Origin of the sequence: Pilosibacter rotomagensis (genome assembly GCF_045062245.2) — a bacterium.
Lineage (GTDB): Bacteria > Bacillota > Clostridia > Lachnospirales > Lachnospiraceae > Pilosibacter.
Map to the genome: position 1 here is coordinate 3,507,100 of NZ_CM170323.1, position 21,488 is coordinate 3,528,587.

At 53.6% G+C, this 21,488-nt stretch carries 23 protein-coding genes; all 23 read right to left on the reverse strand.

Translation table 11 applies throughout. The features are described 5' to 3' along the window. Positions 1-2: 2 nt before the first annotated feature. Positions 3-6,698, reverse strand: coding sequence for an immunity protein Imm33 domain-containing protein (locus ACI3EW_RS15810; RefSeq protein WP_002593762.1), 6,696 nt, complete (start codon positions 6,696-6,698; stop codon positions 3-5). A gap of 42 nt (positions 6,699-6,740) precedes the next feature. Then, entirely contained in the window at positions 6,741-7,718 is a 978-nt protein-coding gene (locus ACI3EW_RS15815; RefSeq protein WP_038292392.1) for a hypothetical protein, read from the reverse strand. Between the two features lie 672 nt (positions 7,719-8,390). Continuing rightward, the gene (locus ACI3EW_RS15820; protein WP_330363956.1) at positions 8,391-8,753 is read right to left on the reverse strand and encodes an SMI1/KNR4 family protein; all 363 of its coding nucleotides are present in this window, start codon (positions 8,751-8,753) and stop codon (positions 8,391-8,393) included. Positions 8,754-8,862: 109 nt separating this feature from the next. Beyond that, positions 8,863-9,273 (reverse strand): DUF6966 domain-containing protein, encoded by a 411-nt coding sequence (locus ACI3EW_RS15825; RefSeq protein WP_002593765.1) that lies wholly within the window; start codon positions 9,271-9,273, stop codon positions 8,863-8,865. Continuing rightward, positions 9,273-9,587, reverse strand: a complete 315-nt coding sequence (locus tag ACI3EW_RS15830) for a DUF6881 domain-containing protein (RefSeq protein WP_002593766.1) — start codon at positions 9,585-9,587, stop codon at positions 9,273-9,275. Before ACI3EW_RS15830 ends, ACI3EW_RS15825 begins: the two co-directional genes overlap by 1 nt. An 18-nt stretch (positions 9,588-9,605) precedes the next feature. Continuing rightward, complete coding sequence (locus ACI3EW_RS15835) at positions 9,606-9,935, reverse strand: hypothetical protein (RefSeq protein WP_002593767.1); 330 nt, start codon at positions 9,933-9,935, stop codon at positions 9,606-9,608. After that, positions 9,925-10,368, reverse strand: coding sequence for an Imm51 family immunity protein (locus ACI3EW_RS15840; protein ID WP_002593768.1), 444 nt, complete (start codon positions 10,366-10,368; stop codon positions 9,925-9,927). Before ACI3EW_RS15840 ends, ACI3EW_RS15835 begins: the two co-directional genes overlap by 11 nt. Positions 10,369-10,378: 10 nt before the next feature. Then, entirely contained in the window at positions 10,379-10,624 is a 246-nt protein-coding gene (locus ACI3EW_RS15845) for a hypothetical protein (protein WP_002569132.1), read from the reverse strand. A gap of 2 nt (positions 10,625-10,626) precedes the next feature. Continuing rightward, a complete protein-coding gene (locus tag ACI3EW_RS15850; protein ID WP_002593769.1) occupies positions 10,627-11,226 on the reverse strand; it encodes a hypothetical protein in 600 nt (199 codons plus the stop codon). A gap of 17 nt (positions 11,227-11,243) precedes the next feature. After that, complete coding sequence (locus ACI3EW_RS15855) at positions 11,244-11,480, reverse strand: hypothetical protein (RefSeq protein ID WP_002576922.1); 237 nt, start codon at positions 11,478-11,480, stop codon at positions 11,244-11,246. Between the two features lie 8 nt (positions 11,481-11,488). Next, the gene (locus ACI3EW_RS15860) at positions 11,489-12,448 is read right to left on the reverse strand and encodes an NTF2 fold immunity protein (RefSeq protein WP_002593770.1); all 960 of its coding nucleotides are present in this window, start codon (positions 12,446-12,448) and stop codon (positions 11,489-11,491) included. A gap of 11 nt (positions 12,449-12,459) precedes the next feature. Continuing rightward, positions 12,460-13,407, reverse strand: coding sequence for a DUF4241 domain-containing protein (locus ACI3EW_RS15865; RefSeq protein ID WP_002593771.1), 948 nt, complete (start codon positions 13,405-13,407; stop codon positions 12,460-12,462). 5 nt (positions 13,408-13,412) lie between these two features. Beyond that, positions 13,413-13,739: a DUF5713 family protein gene (locus ACI3EW_RS15870; RefSeq protein ID WP_002593772.1), complete on the reverse strand. Its 327-nt coding sequence runs from the start codon at positions 13,737-13,739 to the stop codon at positions 13,413-13,415. Between the two features lie 16 nt (positions 13,740-13,755). Next, complete coding sequence (locus ACI3EW_RS15875; protein ID WP_008400358.1) at positions 13,756-14,301, reverse strand: hypothetical protein; 546 nt, start codon at positions 14,299-14,301, stop codon at positions 13,756-13,758. Positions 14,302-14,317: 16 nt separating this feature from the next. Further along, positions 14,318-15,322: a DKNYY domain-containing protein gene (locus ACI3EW_RS15880; RefSeq protein ID WP_002593774.1), complete on the reverse strand. Its 1,005-nt coding sequence runs from the start codon at positions 15,320-15,322 to the stop codon at positions 14,318-14,320. Then, a complete protein-coding gene (locus ACI3EW_RS15885; protein WP_002593775.1) occupies positions 15,319-15,873 on the reverse strand; it encodes an SUKH-3 domain-containing protein in 555 nt (184 codons plus the stop codon). Before ACI3EW_RS15885 ends, ACI3EW_RS15880 begins: the two co-directional genes overlap by 4 nt. Positions 15,874-15,899: 26 nt before the next feature. Then, positions 15,900-16,535 (reverse strand): hypothetical protein, encoded by a 636-nt coding sequence (locus tag ACI3EW_RS15890; RefSeq protein WP_002593776.1) that lies wholly within the window; start codon positions 16,533-16,535, stop codon positions 15,900-15,902. A gap of 22 nt (positions 16,536-16,557) precedes the next feature. Further along, positions 16,558-16,914, reverse strand: coding sequence for a hypothetical protein (locus ACI3EW_RS15895; RefSeq protein WP_242828543.1), 357 nt, complete (start codon positions 16,912-16,914; stop codon positions 16,558-16,560). 232 nt (positions 16,915-17,146) lie between these two features. Next, positions 17,147-17,650, reverse strand: coding sequence for a DUF2004 domain-containing protein (locus ACI3EW_RS15900; RefSeq protein ID WP_002593778.1), 504 nt, complete (start codon positions 17,648-17,650; stop codon positions 17,147-17,149). A gap of 13 nt (positions 17,651-17,663) precedes the next feature. After that, on the reverse strand, positions 17,664-18,503 hold the full coding sequence (locus ACI3EW_RS15905) for a DUF2262 domain-containing protein (RefSeq protein ID WP_002593779.1): 840 nt from the start codon (positions 18,501-18,503) through the stop codon (positions 17,664-17,666). Positions 18,504-18,515: 12 nt separating this feature from the next. Continuing rightward, on the reverse strand, positions 18,516-19,136 hold the full coding sequence (locus ACI3EW_RS15910) for a hypothetical protein (RefSeq protein WP_002593780.1): 621 nt from the start codon (positions 19,134-19,136) through the stop codon (positions 18,516-18,518). A gap of 11 nt (positions 19,137-19,147) precedes the next feature. After that, positions 19,148-20,227 (reverse strand): ankyrin repeat domain-containing protein, encoded by a 1,080-nt coding sequence (locus ACI3EW_RS15915; RefSeq protein ID WP_038292377.1) that lies wholly within the window; start codon positions 20,225-20,227, stop codon positions 19,148-19,150. A 26-nt stretch (positions 20,228-20,253) separates the two neighbouring features. After that, complete coding sequence (locus ACI3EW_RS15920) at positions 20,254-21,396, reverse strand: hypothetical protein (RefSeq protein ID WP_002593782.1); 1,143 nt, start codon at positions 21,394-21,396, stop codon at positions 20,254-20,256. Positions 21,397-21,488 lie beyond the last annotated feature (92 nt).

Genomic DNA, 21,488 nt, shown 5'->3' on the forward strand with positions numbered 1-21,488 from the left:
CATCAATCCCACCAGAAGTACCAGACGGTGGACTGCCGCAGCACATCCGCCAGATTGCCCACAGTGGGGTCATCCTGCTCCTGATCCACGATGTCCGGGCAGAAGCCGTACTGCTCTGTGGCAACTTCCATAGCCTGCTCCTGGGAAACAGGGGCCGGGAGCAGGAACTCCAACTCATCGTGGCTCATAGCGGCGGGGATGGCACCATGCTGCTCAAACCAGTATTTTGCCACCGCCATCAGTTCCGGCGTATCGGGACACTCGTTCCAGTTCCCAAAGGGCAGGTAGGCGAAGATCTCCCAGGGGTTCTTGACCGGAATTTTGGCCAGAATGAGCGGATAGGTCATGTGGCTATCCGAATCCCAATAGCAGGAGAAGCGGTCATTGTCATAGCCGCCCTCCATCTCGCCCAGGACTTCCTCCTCCCAGTCCATGTCATCGTCCTCGGCTTCTTCCTTACGCTGGCCGGTCAATTCCTCCAAAACCGCCTTTCCGTCCTTGACGGGAGCGGCCAGCATCTTCTTCCGGTACTCCATTACCGTTTTGAGGTCAAATTCATAGAAGTCCGCATCATGCTCCGGATCGGCGTTCATTACCAGACACTCCAACAGCGTTTCATCATCCGCCTGGATAAGCACGGGAACAAAGCCCTCCCGTACCCCCAGCCGCTGGGCGTAGCTGTATGCCGACCTGATGGGGTCATCATCCTTCATGGAGGGGAAATAGGTACACTCGCAGTCCAGATACTCCATGATGGCCTGGGCCACCTCGGAAGGCTCCAGCGTGTCCCCGTCGAAGTCCTGTCCCTGCCAGTTTTCAAAACGTTCCCCGATCACCTCTGCCATAACCTGATAGTAGTCCTCGTCAAAGGGGATGAACAGGTAGGCTTCGTCCTGGAACTCAGCGGAGTGATACCGCTCCGGGCCGAAGAAGCGGAGGGCGTTGTCGTCAACATCGGCAGGATAGTAGGGGCTGTCGCCCTCTCCGTAGTAATAGCCTGCAAAGGCACGGCCTTGCTGATTGAATAGCACAGAGAACAGACAGCCGTCCAGCTCATCCCGGATAAACTCCCGCAGATCCACACTGGCAGGGTCAGCTTTGACCTGTTTGGCCACTTCGCTGTATTCTTTCAGGAAGTCCTCACCCATCAGGTCGTGCTCCATGCACCAGCGCAGGTAGATGGCCATGTGGTTATAAGCATTGATGGGGTCAATAGGCAGTTCCTTCTCCTCAATGCTCTCAAGGTGATAGGAAGCGTCGTCCATCTCACCGTCAAAATCATCATTGGAAAGGGTGCCACGGGTGATAGCATTCTGGCGAGTGGGGTTTACGACAAAACTGATCCCCCTCATCTTGTTCAGCAGAGCGTCTACATCATGTTCCAGTTTATAGTCCAACTCGTCCTCATAAAGCGGAATGACCTGATAGAAGTTGACCTCCTCGCCGCCCGGCAGAGTGCAGACCTCGCTGCCATCCTCCGTATCCTGGAGACCGATCAGGGTAGCAGTACACAGTTTGGTGTTGTCTGCAAATGGTTCCCGGTTCTCCACCGTATGACCATGCCCCAACCAGCTGTCACAGTTGATGGGCAGACGGGCCAAGGATTTCAGCAGGCGGATGGGCCAGTACCACTTTTCGTCTTTCATGGACTCCTGATCCAACTTCCAGTCCGCAGGCAGCGCGATAGCCAGCTCCGCCCGCTCCAGCTTGTATTCCGCCAGTTCCACCGGCACATTCATCCGGTGGGCACCCATACCCATGGTGACCAGGGTGTAATAGTCCCGCTCCTCAGTGGGCGGCACCATGCAGATGTCCACATGGATGTCGGGAGAAACCAGCTCGTGGAACACATTCTCGACCTTGCCGAAATACTGCTCAATGTGCCCCTCGACGGCCTCCATCTCCTCCTCGGTGTAGACTTCGGGATTACTGAATTCTTCCTCATCCTGCGTGTCATCATTGTCTGAGTGGTCGCAGCTGTCATCCTCCGGATCTCCCTTTATAGGCTCGTAACTGATTTTCAGGGTCATCTGCTCCTCCGGCAGAGAGACGCCGGGGCTGCGGGTGATGGTGTGCTTATCGTCCGCGGAAAAGCCGATAGTCTCGCCGTCTTGTAGCGTCACATCACACGCCAGCACATAGGAGGCAAGGCTTGCCAAAAAGTCCCGCAGTTCCTCCGGCTCGGCGTCGGTGTTCAGCACCTCCATCTCCTCCTTGCCAAATACATCCATGCCGTAGGTGTAGCCGTTCAAGCCATCCTCGCTCCGGTACAGGCCGAACCAGACCCAGTTGAAGATGGGCAGCTCGTCCTCTTTGAGCATATCGGCAAAGCCCTCGTAGAACCGGGGCTCAAACACCACGCCGCTGGTGTAGACGCCGGTGGCATAGCTCTGGCGGCAGCAAGCGGCCATCAGCTTGGTGAAGAGCTTGCCCTTCTCCAGAACCTTTTCCTCTTTGCCCAGCACCGCCACCATGATATGGGCACAGTGCTCCCTGGCGATTTTCACCGCATCCGGCCACATATAGTTGTTTTCCGCATTTACCTCGGCCTCACCACCGGGGATAGGGGAGGAGGCCAGGCTGACGGCGGCCAGCATATCGCCTACTTCAAACACCAGGGCGTCATCGTCCTTTTCCTCGCTGGCGTCGTATTCATCCACGGTGATGTCCCATTTTTCCTTCATGTCCCGGATGAACTGCTCTTTATCCCATTCTGCCTTGGACAGGAGGACAAAGCCGGTGAAGACGCCTGTGTGGCTGTTTTCCTCCCCGTCAGCGTCATCTTCCTCGTCGAGATCGTCTGTATCTTCTTCATCCGGATCATACAGGGATTCATGCTCCAGTCCCCGGATAAATTCCTCAAAGCTGTCTGCCAGATGGGAAATTTTATAGTTATTTTCCTGATCCACATGGACCACCGCAGGCTCTCCCTGGGGACCGCAAGCCCGGTAGTCCAGGAAAACCATATCGTGTCCGGCGCTGGGACAGTCGCAGATGGCCACGCCGATGGCGGGATACTCCCACTCATCGATCATAAACTGGCTGCCCAGCTCTCCGCAGAGGGAGCAGCTCTTTTCTCGCCCGATGCCGAAAATTCCGGTGATGGCCACATGGTCCTCTGCCCAACAGGTAGGCTCATCGCAGGGATAGCAGGTATTCACCGGAATGCCGCCGTTGTGCTGCTTCATCAGCCAGATGTAGGCGGCGGGCAGCTTGTAGCCCAGTTCCTCCTCCACGCTGGCAATCAGCTCATCGGAAGGCGGCTCACTGACATATTCTTTCAGTGCATACCAATTATCATCCCAGAAGTTGGTGAGGTCGAAGCCCTCAAAAGGGGTATTACCAGGCACGAATTTGGCCTTCTTCCGGCCGCGCTGGCGTTTCCGGATCTCCGCCTTACACTCCCGAATCACCGCCGGAGCGTCCTCGTCTTCCGGGTCCAGTTCTGCCCAACGCTGGGCGTAGGGAATGGCCTTTGCCTCCTGGCCATAGAGATACTGATAGCCGTAGGCCATCCGCATATTCCACTCCGCCTTGTCCTGGCCTTCCTCCCGGACGGACTCCAACACCTCAATGGCCCTCAGGAGGGCTTTGTCTCCCTTGGATTTCAAAGTACCTTCGTCATGGTCCCCGATGATGGCGTAGTTCTCCAGTGCACGGGCCAGGGCGTAGGCGGTGCGGTAGTTCCTCCAGTCCTCCGGGATGGCATTCAGTGCCTGGATACAGCGGGTGTACTCGTCCTCGTCGTTCCACTGCTCCAGCTGAGCGAAGAATGCTTCGGCGTTCTGTTGGGTATAAGGAATATAGTCCATGCCCGTAAGCGTTTCATCCAACTCGTCATCCTGATTCTCAGTTTCTGGCCCATCATCTTGTTGCTTTAGGGGTACAGAACCGGCTTCACGGCGGAAGGTGTGGAAGATGGCCCATGGGATGTCCGTGCCTTCAAAGAACTCTTTCGCCATGTTCAGCGCCTCTTGGATGTCCCAGGCGATGAAGTCCACATAGCCGCAGTAGCGGCCGGTGGCCCCGCCGGTGAGAGTGAGCACTTCCGATCCTTCATCAGTGGTAAACACTTCTTCCAGCTTGTCTCGGAAGTCGAAGATCTTCTGACTGCCTTCCTCCTCCCGCAGGGTATCCAGGGGATAGCAGAAGAAGCCCGCCACCGTGCCATCGGCATGGAGATCGTCCATAAAATCATTGTCGGCATTCAGATAGCCGTTGATGAGCGGCACACAGCAAGTGGAGCCCACCATGGTATCCAACCGCCAATCGGCGTCGGGATCTTCATTGGGTTCCATTTTGTAGCCAAGGTAGCTCTCCAGATAGGCTTCCGGGTCGGTGGAGAGTTCCAGCCCCCGCTCCTTCAGAGCGTCGGGAAGCTGAGACAGGAGGAAGGACGGCTCTGTCTTGGGTTCCTCCAGCACATCAAAGCTATCTATGTATCTCATGTGGGGGATCTCGCCCAGCACCTGGTCGGTGAGGGTGGTGAGCATCCACCAGGCCCTACTTTCCTCCTCCCGGAGCATAGGCAGCAGCTTTTCACAGTAGGCGGAGATGGAAAAGCTGTTTTCGCCCTGCTTCTCCAGCCAGATCTGCACATCCTCCCCGGAGATATCCCAGCCATCGTCGGTGCGCAGTCCGATGTTTCGGATGGGCTGACGGCCCACAAGGATGTTCCAGTGCTCCAGCACCTCCTTGGGGGCATGCTTCTGGAAGTAGATCAGCTCAAACAGTTTGACCTTATCACCCTCCGGGGTGAGGATCAGCTCGTACTTCTCGCCGTTAAATCCCATTTCAAAGGAGATTTCATCAAAGACCAGATTCAGGGTTTCCTGCATTTGGGCCACGAGTTCGGCACCGCGGGTGTGATCTTTGTCCTCATCCATCATCTGGCGCAATTCTGCTTCCATTTCCGCAAAGGTTTCCCACCAGTCCTCTGTCCGCTCCCGGAAGCACTCCGAGAACTGCGGCAGGGAAATGCCCTTCTGGCACCAGTCAATCAGTTCCTCAATGTCCTGTTGGGTGTTGAGCTTAGGATCATCACCGGGATGCAGTTCCAGAGCTTTTTCAAAATACCGAAGAGCCCGGCCTTCCTGATCCAGATAATAATAGGCATATCCCATGCGGAAATTCCAGGAATAAGTGTCTCCAAATTTCTCCTCTTGGGACTGCATCAGTTCCAGTGCCCGGTGAAGCAGCTTTCTTCCCTCCGGCTCGCTGGGGTTCGCCAGATTGTTGTAGGCCCGGGCCAGTTCCATATCGATTTCCGGGGTACGCTCTTCGGCAGGAATAGCCTCCAGCGCGTTAATGATCTTCTGGTGTTCGTCGTTTTCATGCCACTTCTGGCACTGCTTCAAAATATCCATATCAGGCTCCTCCTCATCCTGTTCCGGTTTCCAGCCTTGAATCTGCTGAAACACACCACTCTCGTCCCGCTCAAAAGCGCAGGGGGCGGGCGTATGCAACAGCGAAATGATGTCGGGATCGTCGTTGCAGATCGTATTCAGCTTGTAAATCCCGGCATTGTTGGGATCATCCATGTACGCCTCGCTCTCGTCACCAGCGGTAAAGCGCCAGCCGCTGTCCCAGCCGCCGTCCGGCTCCTCCCTGTAGCAGTAGCCCACCTTGCGGCCCTCTACTGTGATGCGGTTGGTGGCGATACAGCCATCGGCGCCCTCCCAGTCGGGCAGCAGATGTTTCACATCTTCCGCCTTTACATGGTAGTTCCGATTACGGCCGGAGGCTTCGTACAGCTCTTTCCGCAGCATCTCCACCTGATAAGCCATATCTGTGATCTCATCCTCGCCCATCATCTCGCTGATGTCGTATTCCAGCGGGGCATGGACAAAGTCCGCCAGGGCCTTATTCATGGCGTCGTGCTCCTCCGGCGTAACCGTGATGCGGATACGGCGGGCGGGGGTGTTGTACTCGTCCAGATCCTGAAGGTTTACACTGCCACTGACGCTGCACTCCAGCAGGATGGCGGCCAGGTCGGTGACCACATCAATGGCGAAGTGGAAGTCCATCTCCACGCCATCGGAATGTGTAAACTCCAGGTACTCCACGGTTTGGCGAAAGTCCCAGTTCTGCTTGTCCAGACCGATCTTGGCGAAAATCTCGCTGAGGGGGATCTCCTCCTTTTTCTGATCCTCTAAAAATGCCACAAGGTTCAGACTGTCATCGGAACCTCCGATAAAGTTGCCCCAGTATTTTTTGATATACATTTTCCGCACCTCCTGTTCTGAATCCAGTCGATCAATGAGCTGATTCAAGTGTTCCAACCACTCAGGAGCGATCTCACCGCTATCCTCGTTCTTCCAAAGATCCACAATCTCACGGATGCCGTCCTCGTCCGGCACCTCGTTTTTGATGTCGGTGAGCTGCCGCAGCAGGAAGGCAATGGCTTCTTTGGATGCTGTGAAACCGGTGATTTTATCCCATATAGCTTCTTCATGATCGTAGTCCAGCTTGCTGTTATCCTTCCATTGGAAATACAGCTCAGCCAGAGCCATAGCGGTGTTATCATAGAGAAAGTCGATGTCGGAGAGATCTTCTCCCAACATACCTTCCTCTTTCATCAGTTCGATCATCTCACCCAGATCCATTACCGGATGCTCCGGTACATATTCATTTTTGAGGATGTTCAGTACATCCAGCCCTTCGTCACGCTCTAATGCTTTTATACCCCATGCTCCCATGTCGGCACCTCTCTTTCTTTATTTCGTATCAAGCTTCTATTGTCAATCATAGTTCTCCAGCCGAATGATAGGCCGATAAAAGTCATAATCTCCGTTTAGTTCATTGTCCTCCTGCACTTCCGGCTTACAGTGAGGCGAACAGGGTAGGAAACCGAGAAATGGGCCCAGCCCACCACAGATATTGCATCCGCCGTCACCGCCGCAGGTGGTAAGCCTATCAGCCTGCACCACTTCCCGCATATAGGGATCGTAGGCGATGGACAGGCCGAAGAAGTTGGGTTCCTCCATGTCATAGGGCCGGTTCTCATCCTCATCCATGTCCTCAAACCAGTGCAGATGCATGGAGTAGTCTAACCCATCTCCCCATGGGAACAGGGTCCGACATCCGCCGCCACACAGGTAGGCCCACTCGTCCGCCGTGGGCAGCGAAAGCCCCTGCTTTTCCAGCCTGGCAAGAAGCGCATCGTAGTCTGTGCGGTTATAGATCCAGGTCTGAAATCCATCTTCTGTCCGTTCTATGCGAGCCGACTGATGCAAGGTAAGACTGCTGCTGTCACTCCAGGCAAAATCACGGAATTCCTTCAGCCAGTCAGGGTGGGCAGTCAGCCTGGGATCGTCCATTTTGACTGGCTCCCAGTTAATTTCCTCCAGCTCCCGGCCCACCAGCATGGGTCCAATGGCCGCCTGCCGAACAGGAGCCATGCTTTCCCGGATCATCTCCTCCGGGTTCTGCGGTTCCATCTCCCACTCCTGGAACAGATAGTCCAATTCCTCCCGGCTCTCCTGATTCAGTCCCACGGCAAACTGCTCCCAGCCCAAGGTGACGGTATCGCCGGGGACAAAGACGAACTCCCGGCCATCTTTCTCGAAGATGCCGGTGATGCAGCTCTGACCCCAACGGTCAAAGGTATGTAGACCGAGAAAGGTCATATCATAATGAGCAGCCAGGCTTTCCATCAGCGCCTGCTTCTCGGTGGTATCCATTTGATTGAATTGGGGACGGGACAGTTTTTCGTTCATGGCAAGTCCTCCTTCGATTCGTTTTGCGTGTTCCAGCAGATAGCTCCGGCCATCCTGCTTGGCCCGTTCCAAGTATTGTGGAAGCAGGTCGGAATGGATGACATCCAGCGAGACCAGAACAGCGATCCGCTGGTATTCCTGAAGTTCAGGAGGGTAACAGTTGCGCTCCCAAAACAGCGGAGCGAACTGTTCCACACAGTCAGGACGCAGAGCGGGCATCGCCAAAAGCGCCCGACGGCTCACATATTCATTGGGGTCCTTTGCGAAATTCAGAATTATATCCCTGACTTCCTGACTACATGAGCATTCCGGCAGATAGGCGGCAAACTGCCACTTGGCCTCATTCTCATTGGAGGCTACGGCCCTGCGGCAGAGGCACTCAAACCATTGTGGATGGGAAGTGGTCTCCTGTATAACCCCCTCCGCTTCGTTGTCCCTGGCTATCAGATAGACCATCTCATCCAGCAGGACGCTGTCTGCCGTTTCTGCATCCATTTGGGTCAGCACATGGCAAAAGGCATCAAAAATATCATTCCATGCAGGGTAATCGACCTCCCACTCACCGCCAATCTCCTCGGTGTTTTTTCCGGGATAAGTGATTTCCTGCCACTGATGAAATTTTCTTGCCTGCTCTAGCAGGCACTCCCTGATGTCCTTTGCCATACGCTTACCTCACAATTCTCTGCACAGTTTTCCCAGTTCCAATGCCTGTTCCACAAGGTCCAGGAGCAGGCTGGAAAAATTCTCGGCAATCTCCTTCAGATCGGCATAGTCACAGTTACAGCCCCGGACTCTGCCGCTCTCCAAGTCGATAAATACGATACTCCCGTCACCCAATCCTCCGATTGGAAAGGCGGGACCGTGGTCATATTCGCTCATGTAATCCTCATAAGCCTCTTGAAAAATCGGGTAGGCTTTTTCCAACTCTTTCAGTGTGAAAATCCACGGCTCTGCCAAATAGCAGCCGCCGAAGTTCAAAAGTAGCCAGCGGTACTCTGCGGGGATGGGAGTATACCTGCTTTCAAATCGTTTCACAGCATCCTCCGGTTCTGGGCAGGTACCCTTTGTGAAGGGGCTTACTTTATAAGCAGTTTGAATTTTACTGCGGTTTTTTTCCAAATTCATGTCATGCATTGTATTTCCCTCACAGAGCATCCAGGTTTTCCTGTAAATCGCCCTGCATCAAGTGCTGGGCAATGGCTTGGTTCAGTGGCTTATGGGGGTGATAGGCTGCCTCCTCTACATCGTGCAGACACTCCTCCATCAGTGCCTCCGGAGAAATGCCTTCCCGTTTGCCATAAAGATGGCCGAAGGCATAGCACACGGACTTGAGAAAGCCGAAAATATAGTCATGATTTCCACGCATACTGGGCAGGTCATTGAACGAGCCCATGCCGCCGTATGCCCGAAGATGGTGGGCAACCTCATGGCGCTGGATCCAGTCCTGAATATCCCTCTCCAGCCAGTCAATCCAGTTTTGAAATTCTGGATGGTCTGCCAGAAGGATGGAGCGCAGACAGGTCAGAGCTTCGGTATAAATATCTGTCTGTTTCATCAGAACCCTCCTGATTCTTTTAACGCTCCATCATAGGTGTGGCTTTCCCAGATGGCCTCAAATTCCGCTTTCTCTATGACGCAGGCGTGGAATTCCTCGCCCCAGACATGGGCGTTCAGTTCCTCCACAGTGGGGACGGGCGTGATTTCAATAGCTCCATCGTAAAGGTCGGGTATGTTGCGGGTGCAGCCGTCCCTAAAGATGTCAATGGAGCGGAGGGCCAGCCGCTCATTTCCGGTATCCACTTCATAGAGGATCACCAATGGTTCTCCCTCCGGTGCGCCCTCCCAAAAAAGTTTGATGTACTCGATCATCTCGATTCCCTCATCGTATCATTTGAAATAATAATACCAATTCCCGCCAAATTCCCGGTCACATTCCTCCTGGGAGGCAAAGGTGCAGTCCTTGATTCCCTCAATGGGGTAATGACGCTTTATCAGCTGCCCTCTGTGATAGGAATTGATCTGTTCCGTCAGGCCGCTCCGCCGCGCCGTCTCTAATTGTGCATCGGTGGCAAAGATGTAGGACACAAAGTAGTTGTCCGGCTGGATGTAGCAGCCAAACTCAATGGCCTGCTGGATGTCATCGAAGTGGTGTTTCACATTCTCCATGCAGGCTTCTATTACTTTTTGCCATACGAACTCCTGCTCCTTATTTCTCATGTTCCACCTCTCCTTTGCCCAGATAAGTCCGCATCGTTTTTTCATTGTCACAGGCCGCTCGGATCATTTTGGACAACAGCATCAGGTCATCGATGTATTGGGAGTATACGCAGAACACATCTTCGTCGGAGTCGAAGTGAAACAGATCCACGCCGCTGTTATTTTCCTCGAACTCCTGGATCACGCCCCGGGCAAGCCGCTCCCAGTCCTCGCTGTTGCCAATCAGTCCCAGCCGTCGGAATTCCTCTGTCCGGAACCCGTCACTGATTTTCAGCAGAAGGGAGATCGCATAGGGGTGGTGGGGGATGAGAAAGAATGGCGCGATCTGCTCCAGCTTCGCCCAAATTTTGAAGGGCGGGCGCGGATCAGGTATCCATGGCAAGATTTCCCATTCGTCCTCCGGTCGGTTTCCGTATTGGCAAAGGTCTTTCATAGTGTTCTCCTCATTCGATGTCGTTTCGTTCTTCTTTCACATCCAGTGGAGCGCCGTCCAGAGATGTGATCTGTGACAGTTCTGTTTCAGTCAGATTCTTCAGGAAAATGCAGTATTCGTCCGGGTGGCCTCCCACAAATTCCATTTTAGGCATTCCGATCTGCTGTGGGTCGGTGATCCACAGGCAAGGCTCTCCTGTTGCCCAAAACCGAGTCAGAGTAAGAATTTGGCCGTTGTAAATTACTTTCTGCTCCATCCTCATCCCTCCTGTAACTTCTTCAGCAGTTTCACGATCCGCTCCCGGTTCTTTGCGGTTTTCATGAAGGTGGGGAGATGGTCAGCCTGGGTCATTTTCGCTCTTCCCATCGGCTTTTCCCGCAAATCGGCACTGAGATAGTTGATCAGATAGGCAAGGTGCTCCCGGTTGAGGGCCCAGACTGGCTTACCCTGGAAGGAGGTCAAAAACCAAAGTTCCAGGCCGAAATAAGGTTCTCGTCCGTCCTGAATATCAGCAATATAGGAGAAAGCCTCTGCTGTTTTATGAACTTCTCCCGACATGGTTGTTCCACAATAGGGACAGGCCACATGGAGAACGGAAAAGTGCTTCCTTTCCTCATCTTCAATATCCACCCGGTAGTACCTGCCGCAGTTTTTGCACTGGTTATGGACATCGTAGCGGTAAATCGTCCGGTCACGGGTCTCCTGATGGCCGCAACTCAAACAGCGGAAATAGGCGTTATCCTCATCCGCTGTCACCACACCCGCGCCGTGGCACTTGGGGCATTTCACCTGAATGCCGGAGGTCAGGGCGTTGTATGCACTGTATGTAAAGTAGGGTTTATCGACGATTCGGCTCATGCGCCCACACACTCCTTTCATCCGTCTTTCTCTAAATAAAATCCCCATACGCAGTTGGAGAACTCTCCAGCAGCAAAGCGGTGGATCTGCCCATCAATCTCTACCTGCCAGACCTCGAAGGTATGGTCTTGGTGATAGATGGGGTCTTTGATTTTTACCCGCTTGCCGGTGGTTTGCCAGTCGTAGTCAAAGATGTTCACACCGAACAATTTGCATTGACCGTCCGGGCCAAAGGTTTCATATTCCCAAGCCATGTGATGCCTCACAATTCCGTGCGCTGCCAGCCGTTCAGCCGCTCCTGCACCGCATCAATCTTCCAGCCTTCGCCCACACGCTTCATAAGAAAGCGGCGGTCAAAGCCGATGTTTTTCTCCCTGGTGTAGATGTAGAGCTTGTTTTTGGTGATCTGCTCTGCGTCAAGGAATTCTTCCCCGTTGTAGGTGCCCTGGGCGCTGTATGAGAGGCCCAGAGGTCGATAGCCCGGACGGGGCTTTTCGTTCACATACTTCTCCCAGATCGCCAGCAGGCGGGGCACCGCCTCAGCATCTTCAAACCCGGCCTGCTCCATATACTGCTCCCATTCTGTCATTTCGGCAAAAAAAGCGGACAAGATTCTGCGACATTCCGCCGCCGCCTGTTCATCCAGCTGGACGGGCTTTTTGGCCTTTTCCCGCTGGAGCCGGGAGAAGTGTTCCATCTGCTCCTTGGCAAATTGCACATGGGCCACCGGCTTGATATAGTTGTTGCCGGCGATGGCCAGCAGGCCCTCGTATGTCACAGCGGTATGGTCAATCTGGATGTGGGAGAGTTTGGAGATGGAGGCTGCCTGGAGCAGACCGGCATCATCCAGCCCGGTGCGGTTAAGGGTCAAAAGATCCAGCTTGCAGCCTTGCAAGGCGGACAGGCCCCTGCCGTGAATGGCGGAATTGCCGTCCAACAGCAGATAGCGTAGCTTTGGCATAGCGGAAAAGACGGGGAAACAGGCGTCAGTGAGCGCGCCGTCCTCCACACCGAAATTCACCATGCTTTTGTGCCCGGCAAAGGGGGCAAGCAGTTCATCCGTCGCCGGATAATCTTTCACATGGAATCCCACCAGGCTGTAACCGGCCAGCCGCTCCATGAGTTCCATGGTCAGCTCCGGAATTTCAAATTTCTTTTCTCCGTCTAAGGTCAGGACACCGTTTTCCCAGTCCGCTGTCCGCGCCCGTTTTGGTAATTCCATAGCGTGCCTCCTTATTCCTGCTCTTTGTAACTGGCTTCAATGTCGATGAAGCGCACATACACGGCGCAGACTTCGCCCTTGGCGTCATAGCCGAAGTAGACGGGATAGTAACCGTCACCCCAGCCGGAAGCGAAGATGGGCAGGTTGCAGTCCGTGTCCGGCACCGTCCAGTTGAGCCAGTCGCCGTAGTCCCCCTGATATTTTGGGTGGGCTTGGGCGTTTTCCTCCAGTAAGTCACAGAACAAGTCGTTGTAGGGGTCGATGTCCGGGTCCACCTCCAGCCGCTTGGCCCAGTATGTCTTGAAGGCCGCCTGGGTCTGGATGTCCGCAATACACCCCATCCCGGCATCCACGCCGAAACCGAAGTAGTCGTCATCTCCCAGCGCCGTGTCCAACTCCTCGTTGCCCACCATGCCCAGCTCATAGCGGACAGGCTTCTTCTGAGAAACCTCCACCTTGACGCAGGCGTAGCGGTCGCCGTATTGTTCGCTGGGTACCACGCAGATTTTCACGGGATAAGTTCCGGCGGGGATCGTTTGAAGGAACGGCAGAGTGTCCTCCAGTTCCACCAGCGGATCACAGGCGAAGATCTGCCCGGTGGGGAAATGGACGGCGCCGATGTCCAGTACATCCACCGCCATGTTCCCAATCACTTTCTCTGTGAAATGGGCCTCCAAGTCATCTTTACAGGTCAGTTTATCCTTGATTGCTTCGTATTTGTTCAGCCATTCAGTTATAGGCATATCAGTTTCCTCCTGTTGATTCTGTTTCTTGATGTACAGACTCTTTGAGCCATCCCAGTAGCAGTTCACACACCGGCCATCCTGAAAATGATGGCCACAATTCGGGTAGCCATAGAGAATATGGGCACATTCCGGGCACAGCCCCATCATCTGTGAGGAGCCTTTGAAAAACAGGCTGCCGCACTCATCACTAAGGGCCAGTTCTTTTTCTGCCATAGGGCTCACCAGTCCCGTTCCCGGATGGCCTCCTCGGTGTCAATAGGGATGCCAAACCACTCCAGAATGTAGGCCACGGTTGCCGCGATACATTCCCGTGCCACCGTTTCGATCTCGCTGTCGTGCTCGTCAAACTCCTCCTGGAGATCATTGATGCCGCAGACCGCCTCGTCCAGTGTTTCCTGCACCACTTCGGTGTCGGTTTCGCCGCTTTCCAGCAGGTCGATGACCTTCTGAAGCTCGTCCTTTACCTTGTCTACCAAAAAAGCAGGATAGTAATTGTCCTGATACATCTCGTCCAGCAGTTTGTAATTGGGGTCAAATGCTTTCATCGTGATTTCTCCTTTCTCATTCAAACATCAAACCGTATGATTCGGTCAGGCTTCCGTCGTCCTCGTGAAATATACACTGATACAGAGGCTCACGCTGGGTTGCTTTGCGGAACCGCTCCAGAACCGGAGCCAGCGGCTCACCGTTAGGGATGCCGAGGGCATCAGACACCTGTTGCAAGCTGTCCATATCCATATCTTCCAAGTTACAGTTGCGCTGTCTCTGCCCATACTCCTCCAATGTTTTGGAATCTACATACTGCTTTGTGTCACAGCAGTCGTGCCAGCAGATACAGCTCACAAGCAGGGAAAAGAGGTCGTCCATGCTCTCGGCCAGACGGCCTGCCTCCCCTTCGCTGCTGTAATATCCAATGGAGCCATCTTCCAACAGGTGGTATTCTCCGCCGGAGCCATCTCTGGCAAAGGCCATGCCGGGCAGGGAAAAGGTGCATCGGCCTTCTGCGTCATCCCGCGGGGATAACTCATCCAGCAGGAAGAAGTCAAACAGCGAATCAAATTCATCCGCCAAATCAGGGTTTTCATGTAATATCTTCAAATAGTCCATAGCCGTTTTCCTCCGTTTACGGTTCTTGGGTCATTTTGCGAAGCTGTTCCAGCCACAGCGTTTCTTCCATTATCTCATCATTTTGGTAAAAATGGTCTTTGTCGCGGGCCAGATGATCGGCAAGCGGAGCCGCATCCACAGGAGTGCAGACTGTGAAACTGTCCCGATCCGCCCCCTTGATCTCCCGGTTGAGGTAGTACACCCGCTTGGCATCGCGGGAATACCAGTGCCCAAGCAGCTCCCAGGAAGTCAGCTCTGCTTTTGGAAGCTGTTTGCCGTAGGCATAGATCCGCTTCTCATCTCTGGCAAAATAGGTATCACCCAACGAGCGGAAAGAGGAAACTTCCGCGCCCTTGATGATCTTCACCTTGCCGTCTCCGTTGTGGAAGTAGACCTGTCGGCTGTCCTTTGCATATCCCTGGGGCGCACCCGAATCGTTCTGGCCGTTGTCTAATACCTGGAAGGCTGCCAGCTCTACATCTGGTATTCTCCCGCTGGTGGTGTAGACAGCTGTTTTATCCATCGCGTAGGCATAGTTTAACACCCGAAACGACGCCGGGTCTGCTCCACGCAGGCGAATCCCGCTGAGAAAGCAGGCCGTAGAGGATTTTCCCCAGTAATGCCAACAGCAGAAGTCTTTGGGCGCAATACCCTTCAACAAGCCGTTTTCATATAGACCGGAGAAATAGACCGCTCCATCCCGAAGGAAAAATTCGTTGTCCACCGGCTCTGTGTTGGTGAGCGGTTGGAGCATTTCTCCGTGCTCGGCTGTGATGCTCAACTCAATCTCATCGTCGCTGTAAACTAAGTAGAGTTCATGAGGGTCCTTTCTATCGAAATGCAGTTCAATGTCACAATATTTGAGAATCAAAGGTTTCCCGTCGCTTCTCATGGTGGAAACGGCATCGGGATTCCCGAAGATTTCTATGACCTCATCCTGCGACATTCCGAATTTCAGCGGTAAAATGTCCCGTGGATTCTGCAATATTTGATTGCGCCAAATCGTAAAGTCCTGTTTCATAGTTTTTCGTCCAGTGCCTCCACAGTTTTCATGGCAGCGGAATCAAATTTGCACTGCCGCAGTTCCCGTTCGATCAGGGCAAACACATCTGGAAAGCACTCAATCTCATCCTGGTACTCATATTTCGCATACAGTTTCCCATACTCCGAGATCCAAACCTCTGCCGGGTAGTAGTAGCCGATGTGACCGATGGGCTGGCACTTCTGACCAGCTGCCTGCTCGATCTCCGCCAGCTCACAGCCGGACATATCCCGGAAATAGGCGTCCTCCAAATGGTTTTTAATTCCGTTGACCAGGTAAGGGAACAGAGCAAACTCAAAGTCAGCCGCCCATTTCAGCTTTTTCTGCGCCAGGTACCACTCGTAGCACAGGCCGAAATATTTGCGGTAAAACCGCTGGGTGGTCTTCATCATCGGGACGCCATGATCGGCGTAATACTTCTCCGCAATGGAAATATCCACACTGCGGCCTTCCTGCCATCCGGCGTACTCCATCAGCTGCTTGACCTTGCTGCCCAGGTCGCCAGAGATAGGGATGCGTTCTTTGATCATTCAATTCACCTCCTGTCTGCTGCGAATCAAAGTTCATTTGGATACCCGATCTTGTCCAGGCCCGCCTTGATTTCTTCCCATTCATTGCGCTTGGGGTTCAGTGCAGCGACCAGTTCTTTTGTTACCGGCCCCCCATCAGCAAGCTGGCGCACAGCCTCCAAAGGCAGGTCTGCTGGGTAAAACCACTTTCCATACTTCACATAGGTCTGTGGATTGCCATCAATCGTGGGGAGCAAATCCTTGGATGCATCCTCGCCGTCCATGGGATTGCAGTTCCAGGTGGTGCCATCTTCCGTCCAGACGCAGAAGGTGCTTTTCATCTTTTTGACTTCACGGCTGCTCATGAGTTTTTGCAAAGCAGGGGGCATCCCATCTGTCAGGTCTTCGATACGGGGAAGTTTTTCCTCCCAGTCGTAGAGTTCAGAATCCACGCCGTTAATCACGCAGCCTTCGGGCGCGAATAGGACAATCATACTCTGGTCGCTACCATCGGTGGCAAAGAATGCCTCCTTGCCTTTTCGCCATGCGGGGTTGTATGTATAGTGGCGGATGAAGCTCCATTCCTCCTCCACCATGATGATGTCCAAAGCCGCCAGCCCTTTGCAGAAGTTTTTCAGGCGCTCCGCATTGGGAAGGCCAGATAAATCTTTTGTGGAAATCATGTGGTTATCCTCCTGTTTTTCATCACCACAGCCGGTCGATCTGGGTATATATCATATTCGGTTCTCTGTCCATAAAACTGGTCAATGCGTCGGTGGGTTCTGTAAGCGGCATCACATTCAAAATGTCCAGCACATAATACCAGATCCCTGTGTCCCAGTCTCGAAACCTCCCATTGCAGATAGCCCGACCATAATCACCAGGAATCAAATCCAGTGCCAGCTCATTGAGGGGCTGTTTTTGCCCGGTCTTATCATAGGTATATCGCTCCGGCATCGCACCAATATGCCAATCATAGCGGTAACGCACCTGGATTCCGGACTCCTGCTGAATCAGTTCAAAAGAGTGAACCCGCATTGTGCCATTAAGCTTCCATTCCATCAGCCTGCGACAGTCCTTATTGATCTGAAATCCATCGGGCCTCTGTAGGATAGATACAAAGTGTGTAGGCAGGCCAAAGGAATAATAAGAGAAGAAGTCTTTCGGCAGCCGCATCGCTCTGGGATACTGGTTTCGCTGTGCGGCGGCGTTTCCTCCCCGGCAGTCTTTATACCATTGCAGGCGGATCTGCTGGATCAGAAGTGTGGGCAGATATTTTTCTCTTTTTCGTTCCTCAGCTCTCATGTGTAATACAGAAAATATCCTTGTTCAAATCAAAGTAGATTACCAGCAGCTCGTCTGTGATCTCCGGGTTGAAGGACAGATCCATGATGAACACTTGTTGATCCATTTCGTCATCCACCAGACTACCAAACCGCTTGAGTTTCAAAAAGTCCACCATCTCGGCAAAGGACAGCTTGGATGGGGCTGTTCCCGGAAAAAGTTCCGCCGCAATATCTGAGCCTACATCGTCCCGGTGGAACTCCATGAAAAATGTCACAACGCTATGGTAGCGACTGTCCTCGTCCGCCAGCGCCGCTTTGATGGCGGTTTTGGCCTTCTCCGCCAATTTCTCCGCCTCATCCAGCATTTCTCCCACCGCATCCATGGCAGCAGGATCGCCGGTCAGTTCTTCCTCTACATCGAAGATAAAGGGTAGTCCCGATTCCTCGGGAAAGTTGAAGATTTCCTCGCCGGGTGTATATGTAAAATCAATGCGTTTACAGTTCAGTTTCATAATATTATCCTCCTTACCCCTCAATGTTGGCAGTTTTGAGGCCCTTTTTCAAGGAGCCGTAGACTGTCACTGCATGGTCGGTGAACATCTCGTCGCAGTCAAACCAAGCGGTGAAGCTGCCGCCGGAGGTGACGGACAGGCTGGTCATGCTGATTCGCCGGGCAAGTTCTTCCTCCGTAATGGGGTCTGTTTCCGGATCACGGGGATTTTCCTCATCCTGAGAGAGCCAGTTGTTGGCCAGCCCGGTCAGGTTCTTGGCTGCAAGCTCTCGCATGGCCTTGTCCCAGGTTTCACAGTCGGCCAGCAGCTTCTTGGCGGCACTGCGGGCGCGGGTCCAGGAGGGCTTGCTCTCGGCATTGACCTCAAGGGAAAGAAGCACATCCTTTCCGCGCCACTGGATCTCACCCTCAAAGACATCATGGTCCTTGTCCAGTGTCAGTTCTCCCAGCACCTGGTCCTGGATCACGACCGGCTTGTGGTACTCGTCCAGAACGGTCTGAAGTTCCGGGCAGTCCTCATGGGCCTTGACCACCTGGGAGATACACCAGGGCCACGCCACCAAATCCTTTGCCCATTCTTCTTTCATCCGGCGGATCTTCAGGCGGCAGATCTGCTCGTTTTGAAAGCGTTCCCAGCCCTTATCGCTGTTTCGTTCCTCGTCTGTGACTGGCCACTCCAGCCGCTCCTCTTTGGTGGTAACTTTGCCGGTGTCACAGAACACCATGCCCAGCGTCACAACGGTCATTTGCCAAAAGCCACCCTTGTTGTTATATCCGCCCCCGATGCAGCGATTGATCAGAGCGACCACTTCCTGCTCCTCGGGCTCGTACATCTCATAAAATTCTTCAAACATAGATCATTCTCCTCATCCCTCTATATGATTGTGGTATTCCTTTTCAAGCTGGGTGTACCACCGTTTCAGCATGGTTTCCAGACTGGTCTTTCCTTTCCGATCATAAAAAGCAAGGAACTTGTCCAGCAACTCAGGAAACAAATTCTTACCGGTATTTGTCAAGTCCTGATTGAGATAGACCATCCGCAGGATACGGTCATACCGGTCCAGAGGGTTCTTTTTCAGCAGCTCCTTTTCAAAGCAGAAGCGCAGGAATACCACATTCTCGTCGTAGAAGTCCTCCACCACTGCTGCTCCAATGCTGGTGTAGGTGATGTCGTACACCAACCGGCTCCAGTCAAATTTCTCGGTATAGAGCAATTTCAGCGCCTTCGCCCAATGTTCCTCCGGGATCACCAGCATCCTGTGCTGGGCGGTGCTGGAGTAGCCGCGGTAGACGGGTTCCGGCTGCCCCAGCAGTTCACTCACACTGTCGGCGTAGACGAAGCACAGCGCCTCATCGAACGGGCCACCGATGAAGTTGCCATTGCAGTACAGCATATAATTCTTGGACTTGGCCGGAGAGTAAGAGAGGTTGTATTCCTGCGAATCCAGGATTTTATGTACTTTGTTCAAAAAATCTATTGATGTCATCGGTTTGCTCCTTATTCCTCAAACTCGCCCTCGATCATTCCATTGAGATATTTTCCGGGATCAGCGATAAATTCCTCCCATTTGGCCAGGGGATGGAACTCCTTGTGCTCGATGTCCAGATACCACAGCTTTTTGTCCCTGGGGCTCCACAGCAGCAGGTAGTCGCTGTAATTGTCCATGGCCGCCATGAGGGAGAGCAGCCTTTTTCGTTTCCAGGTCATCTCCTGCACATCCATGTAGGCGTACAGCTCCGCCCATTTCACCCACTCCTGCTCCGGGAATTCCAAACGCAGGGGGCCGGTCTTCAAGTATTCCACCAGCTTGGCGGGCAGTTTATAGGGCATGAGCTGCCGGATCTTTTCCTGCTCATTGTGCCAGTCCTCCGGTTCCAGGGCTTTTAAGTAGTCGGCCAGCTCCTGATTTTTGTTCTGCACCGCCACGGTGTAAGGCCGGTCGCCGTATTTGTCGGCAATGGTGATGTCGGCCCCCTGTTCCACGAGCCAGCGCACCATAGGGAAATCGTTGGAGCGGGCGGCCTCGGTGACAGGGGTGGAAGCATAAGGGAACACCATGTCCGGCTTGTGGTAATTGATGTCTGCACCTTTTTCCAGCAGGAGTTTGGCAAGTTTGGCCTCTCCATCAGACACAGCGGCCCGAAATGCCTCGCCGCCAAACTTGTCCACTGTGATCCCGGCTTGCTCCAGCACCGGGATATTCTCCGGGCGCTTGCCCCAGCGTACTTCCTGGAAGGCACGCTCTTTCTGCTTCGGGCTGAGTTTTACGGCCTGTCCAGCAAAGAGGGTGACCACCTCCGGCCCACAACAGCGGGCAGCGGTGAGCAGCAGGGGCTGTTCCTCTGCCAGACCGGGATCAGCTCCATGCTCCAGCAGGAAGTGAATCATAGGCACATCGTTCCGAAAAACCGCGATTTCCAATGGCATCAGCTTGATGTATTCGCTGAGCTGGATAGGAGCACCCAAATCCAGCCCGCCTTGGAGCAACGCCTCCAACTTGGGAGTGTCATGGTCACAGATGGCGGCAGCCGTTTCCGGGAGGGTCTCCCAGCGGCCAATATATGCAATTTGGTACATAAGGCACCCGCTTTCTCGTCTTGTACTCATTCATCCCCGAACCGCTCAGCAGCATCTTTGTAAACAGTAATACTTTCTTCCACTTTTACTTTTTCGCTGCGAATACGGAAGTAGTCCCGCAGAATGCTCTTCAGTTCCGGGTTTTCTACCTTGCGGGGCAGCAGGCTGATGAACATTTCGTCGTAGCTTCCATATAGCACACCGCTCCGGTTGTAGGTCTGCCATGTCACCGTAGGTTTGCGGCCCTCCGGGTCCTTGGCCAAATCAAAGAGCCACCGCTCATCCAGATCCACATAGCGTTCAATCATAAACCTTGTGTCATAGGTTCCATAGCTATAATTCCCCCAGAAAATCAGAGCGATCATTCCATCCGGCCCCAGGCGTTCATAGGTCCAGCCTTCCGGATAACAGCGGTAATGGAGCATTCCCAGCGCATGGAACAAATAGCCTTTTTGCGGCGTATCCAGAAGGGGCGAATAGGTCTCGTACACCTGCTCCTTGGGCTGGGTGATGATCGCCTTCATAAAGACCGGCATCAGCCAGTTGCCGCCGTAGCGTTCATTCAGCTCATCAGCCAATGCTTGCAGTCGCTCATCCGGGTTGCGGATCAGGGAGGCGGTCAGCACCACAGCGGGAATTTTCTCTTTTTCCTTGGGTGTGGCATCCCAAATGCGAAGCCCGTCCGTGATCCACCAGGAGGTACAATCATCATCAGAATAAACAGGCGTGCGTTTCAGCTGGGCGATCCGCTGGGTGTTTTCCGCCAGGAAGCGGTAGACCTCCAGCATTTTAGGCGAGGCTTTCCCCAACATCAAATGGAAACAGAAGTTCAGTTGTTCTATATCCAGCGGCTTTGTGTCCCCCTCGTCCAGCAGCTTGGAGAGAGTCTTCAGAATAACTGGGGCGATCTGCTCCGATACACAGTCGGAACAGGCATCCGACATGATATTGCTGCCCATCCATTTACCCTTGACCAACTTGGCCCACAGTGGGGCAGCAGGGGCATACTCCAGATGCGCCAAGGCCTTCTGAGCAGCCGTTTTGTACTTGCCCTTTTCTGTATTCACAAGCTGGAACAGCAGTTCGGCGTTTGCTTCATCCTTGCCCAGCTCCAAAATGGCCTGTTCTCGCTTTACGCCCTTGGGGGGCAGTTGTTCCAAAGTCATCATTCATTTTTCTCCTATCCCACAATGGTGGTTTCCTTGACGGCCAGATTGTCGTAATTCATAGCGATCAGCTTCTCGGCGGCCTCCGGGGTACA